The sequence below is a fragment of the Legionella londiniensis genome, from assembly GCF_001467825.1.
GTDB lineage: Bacteria > Pseudomonadota > Gammaproteobacteria > Legionellales > Legionellaceae > Legionella_A > Legionella_A londiniensis.
This window is the reverse complement of the sequence record NZ_LNYK01000030.1, coordinates 60303-73900: the sequence shown is the minus strand read 5'-3', so window position 1 is coordinate 73900 and position 13598 is coordinate 60303. Positions and strand designations below refer to the sequence as shown.

Below are 13598 nucleotides of genomic sequence, written 5' to 3'. Positions count from 1 at the left end.
CCGCTACCTTGCTATTTAGGGCTTGGAAGTTAGTTTGTTTATAACTTATTTTTAACTGGCAGAAAAGTATTTTTATCTAAAAAAATTATTTTTTTTAAGTAGTTAAGTTCTTTAGGGTATTTAGATCTGCGCCCTGAATGATCAGGGCACAAAGCGCGGAAACTTGATGAGAAGCCATCCTATCAAATTATTTCAGCTGGTATTCGACGGTGGTTACGACACGCACCTTTTTCATAATGTCATTTCCACTGTCATAATTGGAATTGGCGTCAGTGATAGTGAATAGACCCTGCATTGCACGCCGGATATACCCCAATGATGCCTTGGCATTTTTGGCAAAGCTTTGCGCTGCTTCGTATGCATTTTGTGTGGCTTCATCGAGCATCTCGGGTTTAATAGAATTTAAGTTGTTGTAGCGGTAAACCACAGTTGAGGCAGTGACGACAATGCCTTCCTGAACCAGATCTCCTGTTTTCTGCAAGCTTGCCGCCACCTGGTCCACATGGGCAGTATTGACGGTTAATCCCGTATCCGCGCTGTAGCGTGGCATATCCTGATTTTGATTATAAGACATGCTTTGATTATCAGTGACAGACACGGGGTTCAAGCTGATTTCATCTTCTTTAAAGCCATGCTTCTTTAAAAAACTTCTTGTTTTGGCTTGTGCTTCATCAATAGACTTATAAAGAGCAGGGAGCTCATTATTCACTAATTTAATATTGAGCGACCAAATGGCCTCGTCTGCTTTGACTATTTTTTCGGCCAACCCTTTCACTTGGACATAGCGGTTATATTCCCTTGCCGCAGTGAAACCGTGTGCAATAAAAAAACCACCCAGAGCGATGCCGAATGCCAGGATGGCAGCGGTTATTATTTTAGACGACATGTTTTAAAAACTCCTCGATTGAATGAAATCAATATGAATAGAACCAGATTAGAGCAAGAATTTATTTGCTTCAATTTTACTCAAGAGCTGCCTGAGTTGCAAAATAATTTAAGTCAAGCAGCCTTGCTGCCTTGACCTCATCCAACCGTTTGACAGGTAAGGTATGAGGCGCTTGCTTTAACAAATCTGCATCCGTTTCTGCCTCGTGATGGATGGCTTTCATTGCGCTGACAAATCCGTCCAACTCTTCTTTCGTTTCAGTTTCAGTCGGTTCTATAAGAAGGCATTCAGGAACAGAAAGTGGAAAGTAAGTGGTTGGCGCATGAAAGCCATAATCGAGCAAGCGTTTGGCAATATCCATGGCGGTAACCCCAAAGCGCTTTTTTTCTGGCGCGATGGTGAGAATAAATTCATGACTTGCCCGGCGATTTGGGTAAGCCGGCGTGAACCCTGCTTTTTTGAGCTCTGCGAGCAAATAATTGGCGTTCAAAGCCGCATGTTCTGCAACGCGCACCAAGCCCTCTTTGCCTAAAAGACAGATATAAAAATAGGCACGAAGCAAAATACCCGCATTGCCCATAAAGCAGGAGAGCCTGCCGATGCTTTGCGGAAAATCATTTTTTGTAGCCCAGCGGTATTGATTGTCATCACGCATAACGACTGGCAGCGGCAGAAAAGGCTTAAGCCGTTTATTCACAGCGACTGGCCCCGCCCCCGGACCGCCGCCGCCGTGAGGCGTCGCAAAGGTTTTATGCAGGTTTAGATGGATGACGTCAAACCCCATATCTCCCGGCCTTACTTTGCCCAGTATGGCATTGAGATTGGCGCCGTCGTAGTATAACAAACCGCCGGCTTGATGAATAATGGCGGCGATGTCTTTAATCTGGCGCATAAACAAACCGAGGGTAGATGGGTTGGTCAACATAATGCCGGCAGTTTTGGGTCCTGTTTTTTTCTTCAGCTCCTCAAGATCAATATCGCCATCCGCAGCAGTTGCAACTTCAATCACCTTAAAGCCGCACATCGCGGCTGAAGCCGGGTTGGTACCATGAGCAGCAGCGGGAATGATGATTTCATCACGCAAGGTATCACCGCGTGACTGGTGGTAGGCCTTAATCATGGCCACTCCGGCAAATTCTCCCTGGGAGCCTGCCATGGGTGTTAAGGATACGGCAGACATGCCTGTAATTTCAGCAAGATATCCCTGTAACTGAAAAAGAATATGCAAATATCCCTGGCTCACAGTTTCCGGAGCCAAAGGATGGCGGTTGTTAAAACCCGGCAACTGGGCTGCTTTATGAACGCCGCGAGGATTATATTTCATGGTGCAGGAACCGAGGGGGTAAAAATTAGTGTCAATGGCAAAATTTTGCTGGGACAAGCGCGTATAATGTCGTACAACCTGCAGTTCTGAACAGGAAGGCCAGCGTGGAGGGGATGTACGCCGATACTGCTCAGGGACAGCGTGCTTGCCGGAAACCATTGCAGGCATCTGGGCCTTTGCGGCCCGCCCCGCTTTGGATTGATCAAAAATCAACATAGTTTACCCTCCGCCTTTTGGATGATGTCTTTGATTTCATCACGATGTTTTACCGGGGTGAATTCAATGAGCTCATAATCGCTTATCTCCGCAAGATGATAAGGATCTTTCTGCAGGATGGCCTCCAGATATTCGCGATCTTTGGTGAGCGCAATAATGACACCGCCTGTCCGTGGAACCCTGGGGCCTGAAGCCAAAAGCAAGCCTTGTTTGTAGTAATAATCAAGAAATTCACGATGAGCCTGTAAATACTTGTCAACTTCACTGATGGGTGCTTTATAGGATACTAATACAATAAACATGATTCACTTCTCATTACTGATTTACTATTTGCCTTAATGTCCTGGCATAACGGGCAATGTCTTCTGGTGTGCGCATTTCTGTGGCGCAAACCAGCAAACTGTTTTGAAATTGCGGATAATGGGATGAAACATCATAACCCCCTGCGATGCCAGCCTCCCGTAAGGCCTGCAATACCGGTTCGATTGGTTGCTCCAGAGACAGCAAGGCTTCATGGAAAAATGGGGCATGAAACGTCTGTCTTACTCCTTCAATAGCGGTCAATTGCTCGACCAGTTCATGCGTATTGTGATGGCAAAGTGCTGCTGTCCGCTGTAAACCTTCAGGCCCAAGCAAGCTCATATGGATAGTAGCTGCAGTAACCAGCAAGCCCTGATTGGTGCAAATATTGGAAGTCGCCTTGCCACGGCGTATATGCTGTTCCCGGGCCTGCAATGTCAGGGTATACCCTGTTTTTCCCTCTTGATCGAGGGTCCTGCCTGCCAGCCTGCCGGGCATTTGCCTCACATATTTCATGCGCGTGCTGAAAAAGCCAAAGTAAGGTCCGCCCGAAGCAATGGGACATCCCAGCGGCTGGCCTTCCCCGCACACAATATCGGCGCCAGTTTTCCCCCAAAGACCCGGAGGCTTCAACAGGCCAAGTGCTATGGGATTGACGCAGGCGATGGCAAGCGCATTTTTTTCCTTTGCCCAGTCAGTTAAACAATCCACTTGTTCAAGGCAGCCGAAAAAATTGGGTTGCGCGATAATAAGAGCGCAGATTTCCTTGTCCTCATAGGCTTGAAGCGCTTCGGGGAGAATGATCCCTGCTTCAGGATCAAAAGGGAGAGAAATTAATTCAATATGTTGATTGCGGACAATGGTTTCCAGAGTTTCGCGGTAATAAGGATGCAGCGTTCCCGCAACCAGAATGGGCTTTGCTTGATTGCGGCCTTGAATGCGCACGGCCATCAAGGCAGCTTCCGCAAGGGCTGTAGCTCCATCATACAAGGATGCGTTGGCCACCTCCATCCCTGTAAGCTCTGCTATCATGGTTTGAAATTCATAAAGCGTCTGCAAGGTGCCCTGGCTTGCTTCCGCCTGATAGGGCGTATAAGCGGTTAAAAATTCGCCGCGTGAGGCTATCTCCCATACTGCAGCGGGGATATAGTGTTCATAGCTGCCAGCGCCGATAAAACACACTCCGTTTTGATTTCCCCCGGCCAGTTTTTCAGCCATTTTAAGCATTTCCATTTCACTCAGGCCGGAAGGAATATGCTCAAGTTTGCAATCTTGCAAGGATTTTGGAATTTCATCAAACAAGGCTGCTGTGTTTGATTCGCCAATGCTTGCGAGCATTAAAGCCGTATCTTCTTCAGTATGGGGAATAAAAGACATATTTACTGCTCCCTGGCCAGCTCAGCTTCATATTCCTCAGAGTTGAGCAACTGGTCAAATTCTGTTGAATCCGTTGGTTTTATTTTTACAAGCCATCCTTCTGCATAGGGCGCTTTGTTGACAAGCGCCGGGTCTTCACTGACTTTTTCATTGACAGCCACGACCGTGCCGCTGACTGGCGCATAAAAATCAGATGCTGCCTTCACTGATTCTACAACCCCTATTTCATCGCCTGCGTTTACCTGATGCCCAATCGGGGGTAACTCCACATAGACAAGATCCCCTAGCAGTTTTTGTGCATGCTCTGTAATTCCCATAGTCATTTCATTGTCATCTTCCCTTAGCCACTCGTGAGTGCTGGTATATTTCAAATCGCTTGGTATATCTTGCATAAAATTCTCCTACAAACCTGATTACGAATTTAAATGGCTTTTCCATGCTTGACAAACCTTGGCCGGCCAATTTTTGCCGGTAAACGCTTTTCGCGGATTTCAACCATGACTTCGCCCAGAGCATCGCTTGGAACACGCGCCAGAGCGATGGATTGTTTAAGGGTTGGAGAGTAAATACCGCTGGTAATTACTCCTTCACGTCCATTTGCGGCGAATATTTTTTGCCCAGGCCGCATAATTCCCTTAGCCATTAAGGTGAGCCCGACCAGTTTTCGGCTAACTCCATGCTGCTTTTGAGAAAGCAATGCGCCCATGCCAATAAAATCCCGTTCTTCAGGCTCCCATTTAACTGTCCAGCCCAGACCGCATTCCAAAGGGGTTGTGGTTTCATCCATATCCTGGCCATACAACAATAAGCCCGCTTCAACGCGAAGCGTATCTCTTGCCGCCAGTCCACAAGGCGCTATGCCGGCTGCAAGCAACTCGCGCCAAAGCGGAATAATTTCTTCCGAAGGCACAATAATTTCCAACCCATCCTCTCCTGTATAGCCGGTTCGGGCAAAAAACCAGCCGTCAATTTCCACACATTCAAAAGGGGTAAGGGTTGAGATGGCATCGCATTTGGCAGGGGACAGAATATTGAGCGTTTTTGCAATTGCATTTGGACCCTGTACCGCCACCATGGCAAGATCCGTTCTTTCTTGAAGGCCTGCGGAAAATCCGCGTATTTTTTCCCGGATCCAGGTTAAATCATGATCGTGGGTTGCAGAATTCAGAACCAGGCGGTAATTGTCAGGAGCCCGCTGATAAGCGATTAAATCATCTATGATGCCTCCATGCTCATTGCACATGCAGCTATATAAGGCGCGCCCGGTGTGTTTGAGTTGATCAACATCATTGGTCAGCAATTTGCGAAGAAATTGGCGCCCGCCTGCGCCCAGTACATCGATGATGGTCATGTGCGACACATCGAACATGCCGGCATCCTGGCGGACGGCGTGATGCTCGCTGATTTGCGAGCCGTAATGCAACGGCATGTCCCAGCCATGAAAATGAACCATACGGGCATTGAGGGCAAGATGCTCCCCATGCAAGGGCGTTTTTGCAAGCATTGCAATTCCTTGGTTTATCTGAATGCATACCTGATTATACCGGGTTATCAATAGTCATCAATGTTATTTTGCATAACCTGGCGCATTGCTCTAGGATCAAATAAGGGACGGCAAAATTTCTTTAAAAGCCGGCAACCCGGGATTTGGAAAAGTGGCTTCCATGTTAGCTTAGAGTGTGCCTCCTATGAAAACTCAATTATTTACTTTGCAAGGTTTGCTGGATTTAATCTGGTTATTTTTTTTGTTGTTTATGCTCGGATATTTTTGGCGCATACGCAAGGAATTGCTGCAAACCCGTTCATGGGCTATCACTCAAGGACAAATCACTCATTGCGAATGGACAACCCAGGGTCACCGGCTATGGCCAAAGATAGAGTATGTATATGAAGTGAATGAGCGTGAATTTATCGGCGAACATTTATTCCCGGATACCTCGCATAATGATCCAAACAGTGAATATGCCCGGCATGTAGCATACCAGGTAGCGGAGGCTTATAAAAAAAATGAATCAATCAGGGTGTACTATAACCCTGAAAAACCTGAGCAGGCAGCTCTGGACGTGACTATTCCGCGCAAAATAAATTTAATTCTAATTCTTCTTGCCGTATTTATAAGTATCCATCTGTTTTTTCTTGGCCTGAAAATTTTCAGCTGACAGGCGAACTCATGGCGATTGGCTGTTTTTTTCCTCCTTCAGTTCCGCGCAGCGGCAAGGCGGTTTAATCACTTTAGAACGAAGGCTTGTAATGGCAAGCCCCCTTACGCCTTGCCCTGCAGGTACAGTTGTAAAGTCAATAACGATTTCAAGAGTCTGTTTTTGTTGATATTGGGGGTTTTTATAAACGACGAGTAACGGCATCGTTGCCCTCCAGCGTCGAGAGTCAATTTCTTCTACCTCAGGCGGCATCAAGGCTACAGAGGCGACTTGATACTGGTTCTTTTGCACGGCCTCAGGAAGTTTTGATTCGAGAAAGGCTTTGCTGTATGCTGTCCATCCTTGCGGTGTAAAATATTTGGCTATTTCTTTCTGGCGCTCAATAAAATTTTTATGGCCGAAAGTGTACGTGGCAACTATTGCTTCATTCGCCCATACGGATAGGGCTGCATTATCAGCCTTTACTGTAAAAAAAACGAGACATAAAAGACAAAACAGGACAGTGCGTTTAAACGCCATAATGGCTCCCCAGCTGCGAAGTAACAGCAATAAACATACTTGCAGTTATAATTCTAAATTTAATCGCTTGCAAATATGATGTAAAATTGCGCCGAACAATGACTTTTTGTCCGCCAAACGAGCGTCAGCAGACAAGCGCATTAAATTCTCCCTGCTAGTAACATGTCCGCTGCGGGTTTTTTGCTTACTCAAAACCGGAGACAGGCATGTTGATATTGTTCGCATACGGCTGCATATGCACGTTCACCTGGCGTGCCTCCCTCATGCGATGAAGCAAAATCGCCGTTGACTGAGGGTCAAACATTGGAAAAAACCATTGAATTGGAACAGCCGAACTTAAGGCATGAATCCATAAGTCTTGCTTGGCAGCTTTTGAGTGTTGTTGGGGGTGCTTGTGAATAATAACCGTTTTTATTTTGCCAATCGTGAAACTGTCAGCCGGTATGTTAACCGCTGGGATCTGCTGTTGCTGATTCTCGTTTTTGCAGTTCTTTTTTTCCTTGCCTGGACAGGCAAACAAATGGCAACTCCCTATTCAATTGGAGAACCTCTGCCCATTTCACTTGAGCCGGGCGTACTGCCGTTTTATGCGTCGCGAACCGTGCTTAGGATGTTTATTGCGCTCATTTTTTCTCTTTTGTTTACCTTTATCGTGGGCACGCTTGCGGCAAAAAACCGAAGGGCGGAACAAGTGATTATTCCTGCCATTGATATTTTACAGTCTGTCCCGGTATTAAGCTTTTTGGCCATCACAGTGACGGGATTTATTCATCTTTTTCCAGGGAGCATGCTTGGGCCGGAATGTGCTTCAATTTTTGTGATTTTCACATCCCAGGTATGGAACATAACCTTCGGTTTTTACCAGTCCTTAAAAATGGTTCCACATGACTTGCATGAGGCGGCTGATATGTTTCAATTGTCGGCATGGCAGCGCTTTTGGAAAATTGAAGTGCCTTATTCCATGCCCGGGCTTTTGTGGAACATGATGATGTCTATGTCTGCGAGCTGGTTTTTTGTGGTGCTGTCAGAGGCGATAGTAGTGGCGCATCAGGATATCCGCTTACCCGGTGTCGGCTCTTATATTGCCCTGGCGATCGAGCAAAGCGATCTAAAAGCCCTTGGTTATGCCATCTTAACCATGGTTGTGGTTATTTTTCTTTATGATCAGATTTTATTTCGACCGCTGATTGCCTGGTCTGAAAAATTTAAAACGGAGCAGTCGCCTGATGAAGAAGAATATGAGTCCTGGTTGATTGACTGGTTGCGAAGCAGCCGTTTGATGAAGCGGGCGGGCAGCGGGCTCCAAATCATTAAGGATTATTTTGTCAATTTGCCGGGCTTAAGCGGCTGTGCGCCTAAAACCCGCAAGGACATCAATTTTAAAAGACAAAAGCAAATGGATTGGTTGTGGAACGGATTGGTGGGTTTGATCATTATCATCAGCGGTTATTTATTGCTGCGTTATATATTAACTAAAGTTCCTGTCAAAGAGATTGTGCATGTTTTTTTTCTTGGCGCGGCAACAGGCACAAGGGTTCTTGTCTTAATTATCTTAAGTTCCTTTATCTGGATACCCGTTGGCGTCTGGGTCGGCCTCAGGCCGCGCTTGGCTCAGCGCTTACAGCCTGTGATTCAGTTTGTGGCGGCTTTTCCCGCCAATTTATTTTATCCTTTGTTTGTAATAGCCATACTGCGATTCAATCTGAATGTAGAAATCTGGGTGGCGCCACTGATGATTTTAGGAACGCAGTGGTACATCCTGTTTAATGTCATCGCTGGCGCTTCTTTGATTCCGCGCGATTTAAGTCTTGCGGCCGATAATTTTGGCGTCAAAGGTTGGCAATGGTGGCGCCGCCTGGCATTGCCTGCCATATTCCCTTTCTATATTACAGGGGCCATCACTGCGGCAGGCGGAGCCTGGAACGCCAGCATTGTGGCAGAGAGGGTGAGTTGGGGAAATACCACTCTCAAAGCCACAGGGCTTGGTGAGTATATTCAGGCAAGCACCTTAAGTGGTGATTTTCACAAAATTGCGCTGGGTACCGCCATGATGTGCCTGTATGTTCTATTATTTAACCATGTGCTCTGGCGGCCGCTTTACAGACTGGCTCAGGAGCGGTTCAACGTAAATTGAGATTGCTATGCCGGAAACGATTATCAGCATTAAAAATTTGTGCAAAGCATTTAAAAAAGCCGCCACCAAAGATTTGCTTGTGCTTAAAGATATTGATTTTACGCTGCAAGAAGGTGAAATCGTGGCGCTGCTTGGCAAATCGGGTTCTGGCAAATCGACCCTGCTTCGCATTATTGCGGGGCTAATCATGCCAACCAGCGGCGTGGTGACTTATCGCGGAAAGCCTGTAAATCGGCCAGTGCCCGGGATTGCCATGGTATTTCAATCCTTTGCCCTGATGCCCTGGCTTACTGTTCTTGAAAATGTAGAGTTAGGACTTGAGGCCCAGGGTATTCCCAGAGAAGAACGCCGGCGCCGCGCGATCGAAGCCATCGACATCATAGGGCTTGACGGTTTTGAATCTGCTTTCCCCAAAGAATTATCCGGCGGCATGCGCCAGCGCGTCGGTTTTGCGCGGGCTCTTGTGATTAATCCAGATGTTTTGCTGATGGATGAGCCTTTTTCGGCATTGGATGTGCTCACCGCAGAAAACCTAAAGTCTGACCTTCTCGAGCTTTGGCAGGAGAAGAAAACTAATACCAACGGTATTTTGCTTGTAACGCATAATATTGAAGAAGCAGCCATGCTTGCAGACAGGATCATTATTCTTGGCAGCGATCCAGGCTATATCAGGGCCGAGTTGCCGGTTGCTCTTGCGCAGCCTCGCAATGCGGAAAGCAAGGAGTTCCGCGTACTGGTTGATAGAATTTATACATTAATGACCACAGGCCCCAAAGGAAAGGCAAGGCAGCCGTATCGTGAGCGCCAGATCGGCCTTGGTTATCGGTTGCCTGATGTTGAACCCTCCGAATTGTCAGGGCTGATTGAGACCATGAAGTCTTTTAAGGATCAGATAGACTTACCCGAACTTGCCGATGAATTAATGATGAATGTTGATGACCTGTTCCCAATCCTTGAAACATTGGAAGTACTTGGTTTTGCAAAGGTTTTAGACGGCGATATTCAAATCAGTGAATTAGGTAAGCAATTTTCCGATGCTGATTTACAGGAACGAAAAAGGCTGTTCGCCAAAAGCTTGCTGGACAATGTCCCGCTTGCCAGCTATATCTGCAAAATACTGGATGAAAAACACGGGCACCGCGTTTCTGAGGAACGATTTTTGAGCAAACTTGAAGATTATTTAAGCGAAAAAGAAGCCGACAGGGTATTGCGTACCATGATAGACTGGGGAAGATATGCGGAATTATTTGCCTACGATTTCAATTCGGGCTTCCTAAGCCTTGAGAATCCAGGAATTTCTGATTCTTCGGGTTCTGCCTGAATTTTCCATCAGAAAGCAGATCAAAACATCCGCTGTCCTGATGGAGTGAACAAAACGATATTATTTGCCTTGCTGCGCTTTCTGAATCAAAAAATCGATAATGGCAAAGAGCCGTTCTTCTGATTTTGCCAATTGCAAGTCAGTTTTATATTGCCGGTTCACGATAAAAGCGGGGACTGCATGAATTTGATATTCCGCCATCAGTGACTTAGCTTCTTCCAGTGCCATATCGACACTTGGAGAATGTAAAAATGCGCTTTCTGCAAAGGATTTATCGACTCCTCGCTGACTGAAAAATTCAATCATGGCTTCATTGCTGTTTAACTGGCGCTTATCTTGTAAAATTGCCTTGAACAGTTGCTCTGAAAATTCCGGCACCCGCCCCAGCGCCTCGGCTGTATAATAAGCTTTGGCATAAAATGCCCAGTCTTGATTAAAAACAAGAGGTATTTTTTTGAAAGTAATTTTATTGCCTTGCCGCGTTACCCAGCGGTTAAGCGATGGCTCAAGGCGGTAACACCAGGGACAGCCATAGCTAAAAAACTCGGTGACTGCAATGGAACCTTGATTTGTCGCGGTTTTTTCAACTGATGTTTTAAGGATGATATAATCCTGGCCTGCGATAAATTCCTCAGCCAAGACATTGGAACTGAATACCAATAAGAAAAAAAGTGAAACAAGATATTTAAACATTGGGCTTATTTCCTGGTAAATGGCGAATTATAATCGCCCAAGCTATTTTTTCAATGCAGTCCAGCAACATAATAGGCAACAGCCTCCATGTCTTCCTTATCCATTCGCTGACTGATGTCCCTCATGATGGAATGCAGATCATTGCGGCGTATATTCTCCTTGAATGCCTGTAATTCTTTAACGGTGTATTGCGGCATTTGCCCTGACAGGACAGGAAACATCGCTTGGGCATTACCCATACCGTTTGGGCCATGGCAGGCAATGCAGGCTGTGATGTGTTTTGCAAAATCACCGCCTCGATACAACTGCTCACCGCGGGCGAGATATTGTCTTGGGGTTGCTTCCTGAGGCAGGGGTTGTTGTGAATAAAAAATTGCTAAATCCTCTATATCCTGCTCAGTCAAAGGGTTTGCGATGGGGGTCATGACTGCTGAAGGACGTTGGCCGTCTGCCTTGAAGTCTCGCAATTGCTTTGCAAGATAGGCGGCATGCTGGCCGGCAAGGCTTGGCCATTGCGGATTAGTGCTAATGCCTTTGGTACCGTGGCATGCGGCGCAGACCTGGGATTTTTCTTCTCCAGCTTGATAATTGCCAACAGCGTGTGTTAAAAATGCGCTTAATAGTAAAAACACAAACAACAAGCTTTTCATGACGGCCTCACGGATTATGCATCGTTTAATGGTACACTTTGTCCAATACTGTCTGCAAATCCTCATGATTGAATTGCCCATAAAGTGAATTTCCATAATGATTGCAAATCCATACGCGCAAACCCAATTTTTAAAAAGTGTTGCAAAAATAAACCAGTTACCTGAAGACACAGGGTACGAGGTTGCTTTTGCCGGCCGCTCGAATGCTGGAAAATCAAGCGCATTGAATTGCTTAACGGGCATCAAACAACTGGCCCGTACCAGTAAAACTCCGGGCCGGACCCAGCTCATCAATATATTTTCTGTGAAGGATACTACCCGCCGCCTGATTGACTTGCCAGGATATGGCTATGCGAAAGTAAACCTTGAAATAAAACAGCGATGGCAGGAAACACTGGCTCGATATTTGGAAACCCGCCAGTGCCTTCGCGGGTTAATTTTATTAATGGACATTCGCCATCCCTTAAAAGAACTGGATCAAATGATGGCAGATTGGGCTATCGCACGCCATCTTCCGGTACATATTCTTTTAACCAAGGCAGACAAGTTAAGCAAGGGACAAGTGAAAAACACGGTATTGCAAGTACAAAAGCATTATGAGCAATATAACGACTTGATCACCGCGCAAAGTTTTTCTGCCTTAAAAAAACTGGGTGTTGAGCCTTTGATTGATGTTTTGAATCACTGGCTTGATTTGAAGACAGAAAGTGAGCGATAAACGCCTGCAGCGGTTGCTGCAGGAAATTCAGGCAAAAAATATTTTGGGTTTAACTTTTACATTGAGGATTTAAGCGACTGTGCCTGCTCAGATTGTTCCGCGTCTTTTGAGGATTCTTTATTCATACCCAACATGAATTGTCGAGTCTTATACCGTCTTTCAAGTTCTTCCGCTTTAATGGGATTGTGATGATAAAAGGGAGGGGGACTTGAGTCTTCTTTATTTGATTTTGAGCTGTGATTGCCAAAAATATCCTCTTCGTCTAATTGTTCTTCTTTGCGGCGCCTGCCTGGAATATCAATAGGCATCGATCTTTTCATGGCACTACCTCCATTTATTGGTTAATAGTCAATCCATTTTTTAATACCTTAAAAGTGTTGTCAACAAAATACACAAATTTTATTTTTCCCGCCCGATGTATTGAATAATGGCTGAAAAATCCAAGTCAGCATTACCCTGTTCATTAAATTCCTGATAAATTTCCTTGGCTTTTGCCCCCATTGGCGTCTCAATTTCTACGAAATCTGCCTCATCCTGGCTTAAGCGCAAATCTTTAAGCATCATGGCTGAGCTAAAGCCTGGCTGATAGCCATGGCTGGCGGGCACATTCTCCAATATTCCTGCAACTGGCACATAATGCTCCATAGCCCAGCAGTTGCCGGAAGAATTGGTAACCACTTCAAATAATTTTTTTTCAGAAAGACCTAAGCGCTTGGCGAGCACAAAAGCTTCGGAAATGGCAATCATGGAGATGCCAAGAATCATATTATTGCAAATCTTCGCGGCCTGTCCGCTTCCGGCTTTGCCGGTGTGGATGATTTTTTTGCCCATCTGGGCGAGAATGGGGCGAGCCTTATTGAAACTTTCTTCCCTGCCGCCCACCATAAAAGTCAGTGTTGCCGCTTCAGCGCCTGCGACCCCTCCGGAAACCGGTGCATCAACTGCCAGAAGTTGATGGAACTCTGCCTGCTCATGAACAGCCCTCGCATGAGAGACTGCAATGGATGAGCAATCAATATATAAAGAGCCGGGAGTTGCGTCGGAAAAGAAGCCGTCCATTCCTGTACAGACTTCCAAAACCTGCTCTCCGGTTTGCAGCATGGTCATTAAAATATCCTGTCCCCGCCCGCTTTCTTGAATACTTCCAGCACGGATGCCTCCTGCTTCAGTGAAGGCTTTCAGGGCTGATTCCTTCAGATCAAAGCCTGTAACGGCATGCCCTGCCTTGAGCAAATTTTTTGCCATCGGCAATCCCATGTGGCCTAAGCCCACAAATCCTATTTTGGCCATGATTCCTCCTG

At 46.1% G+C, this 13598-nt stretch carries 15 protein-coding genes; 4 read left to right on the top strand and 11 right to left on the bottom strand.

What is annotated here, in order from left to right; all coding sequences use genetic code 11:
- Positions 1–187: 187 nt before the first annotated feature.
- From Llon_RS09265 to gcvT, 6 genes are all read right to left on the bottom strand, one after another.
- The gene (locus tag Llon_RS09265) at positions 188–886 is read right to left on the bottom strand and encodes an SIMPL domain-containing protein (RefSeq protein WP_058529781.1); all 699 of its coding nucleotides are present in this window, start codon (positions 884–886) and stop codon (positions 188–190) included.
- Between the two features lie 76 nt (positions 887–962).
- Positions 963–2426 (bottom strand): aminomethyl-transferring glycine dehydrogenase subunit GcvPB, encoded by a 1464-nt coding sequence (gene gcvPB, locus Llon_RS09260; RefSeq protein WP_058529780.1) that lies wholly within the window; start codon positions 2424–2426, stop codon positions 963–965.
- Positions 2420–2728, bottom strand: a complete 309-nt coding sequence (locus tag Llon_RS09255; RefSeq protein WP_058529779.1) for a YciI family protein — start codon at positions 2726–2728, stop codon at positions 2420–2422. The genes gcvPB and Llon_RS09255 overlap by 7 nt, the downstream gene beginning before the upstream one ends.
- A 13-nt stretch (positions 2729–2741) precedes the next feature.
- The gene (gcvPA, locus tag Llon_RS09250; RefSeq protein ID WP_058529778.1) at positions 2742–4103 is read right to left on the bottom strand and encodes an aminomethyl-transferring glycine dehydrogenase subunit GcvPA; all 1362 of its coding nucleotides are present in this window, start codon (positions 4101–4103) and stop codon (positions 2742–2744) included.
- A gap of 2 nt (positions 4104–4105) precedes the next feature.
- Positions 4106–4495, bottom strand: a complete 390-nt coding sequence (gene gcvH, locus Llon_RS09245; protein WP_058529777.1) for a glycine cleavage system protein GcvH — start codon at positions 4493–4495, stop codon at positions 4106–4108.
- A 29-nt stretch (positions 4496–4524) separates the two neighbouring features.
- Positions 4525–5607 (bottom strand): glycine cleavage system aminomethyltransferase GcvT, encoded by a 1083-nt coding sequence (gene gcvT, locus Llon_RS09240; RefSeq protein WP_058529776.1) that lies wholly within the window; start codon positions 5605–5607, stop codon positions 4525–4527.
- Between the two features lie 184 nt (positions 5608–5791).
- On the opposite strand from gcvT, the gene Llon_RS09235 reads away from it, so the two are divergent.
- Entirely contained in the window at positions 5792–6262 is a 471-nt protein-coding gene (locus Llon_RS09235; RefSeq protein WP_058529775.1) for a DUF3592 domain-containing protein, read from the top strand.
- Between the two features lie 9 nt (positions 6263–6271).
- On the opposite strand, the gene Llon_RS09230 is transcribed toward Llon_RS09235, so the two are convergent.
- Entirely contained in the window at positions 6272–6781 is a 510-nt protein-coding gene (locus Llon_RS09230; RefSeq protein ID WP_083503313.1) for a DotI/IcmL family type IV secretion protein, read from the bottom strand.
- Positions 6782–7175: 394 nt separating this feature from the next.
- On the opposite strand from Llon_RS09230, the gene Llon_RS09225 reads away from it, so the two are divergent.
- The gene (locus Llon_RS09225; protein WP_058529803.1) at positions 7176–8915 is read left to right on the top strand and encodes an ABC transporter permease; all 1740 of its coding nucleotides are present in this window, start codon (positions 7176–7178) and stop codon (positions 8913–8915) included.
- A 7-nt stretch (positions 8916–8922) separates the two neighbouring features.
- On the top strand, positions 8923–10236 hold the full coding sequence (locus Llon_RS09220) for an ABC transporter ATP-binding protein (RefSeq protein WP_058529774.1): 1314 nt from the start codon (positions 8923–8925) through the stop codon (positions 10234–10236).
- Positions 10237–10296: 60 nt separating this feature from the next.
- Here Llon_RS09220 and Llon_RS09215 read toward each other — a convergent pair whose 3' ends face one another.
- Both Llon_RS09215 and Llon_RS09210 read right to left on the bottom strand, forming a co-directional pair.
- Positions 10297–10929, bottom strand: a complete 633-nt coding sequence (locus Llon_RS09215) for a thiol:disulfide interchange protein DsbA/DsbL (RefSeq protein ID WP_058529773.1) — start codon at positions 10927–10929, stop codon at positions 10297–10299.
- A gap of 50 nt (positions 10930–10979) precedes the next feature.
- The gene (locus Llon_RS09210; protein ID WP_058529802.1) at positions 10980–11579 is read right to left on the bottom strand and encodes a c-type cytochrome; all 600 of its coding nucleotides are present in this window, start codon (positions 11577–11579) and stop codon (positions 10980–10982) included.
- A gap of 97 nt (positions 11580–11676) precedes the next feature.
- Here Llon_RS09210 and yihA point away from each other — a divergent pair, with 97 nt between their 5' ends.
- Entirely contained in the window at positions 11677–12297 is a 621-nt protein-coding gene (gene yihA / locus Llon_RS09205; protein WP_058529772.1) for a ribosome biogenesis GTP-binding protein YihA/YsxC, read from the top strand.
- Positions 12298–12353: 56 nt separating this feature from the next.
- Here yihA and Llon_RS09200 read toward each other — a convergent pair whose 3' ends face one another.
- Together Llon_RS09200 and mmsB are read right to left on the bottom strand one after the other, a co-directional pair.
- A complete protein-coding gene (locus tag Llon_RS09200; protein ID WP_058529771.1) occupies positions 12354–12617 on the bottom strand; it encodes a hypothetical protein in 264 nt (87 codons plus the stop codon).
- 79 nt (positions 12618–12696) lie between these two features.
- Positions 12697–13587 carry a 3-hydroxyisobutyrate dehydrogenase gene (gene mmsB / locus Llon_RS09195; RefSeq protein WP_058529770.1) on the bottom strand — a complete coding sequence of 297 codons (891 nt, stop codon included), beginning with the start codon at positions 13585–13587 and terminating at the stop codon, positions 12697–12699.
- Positions 13588–13598: the final 11 nt, after the last annotated feature.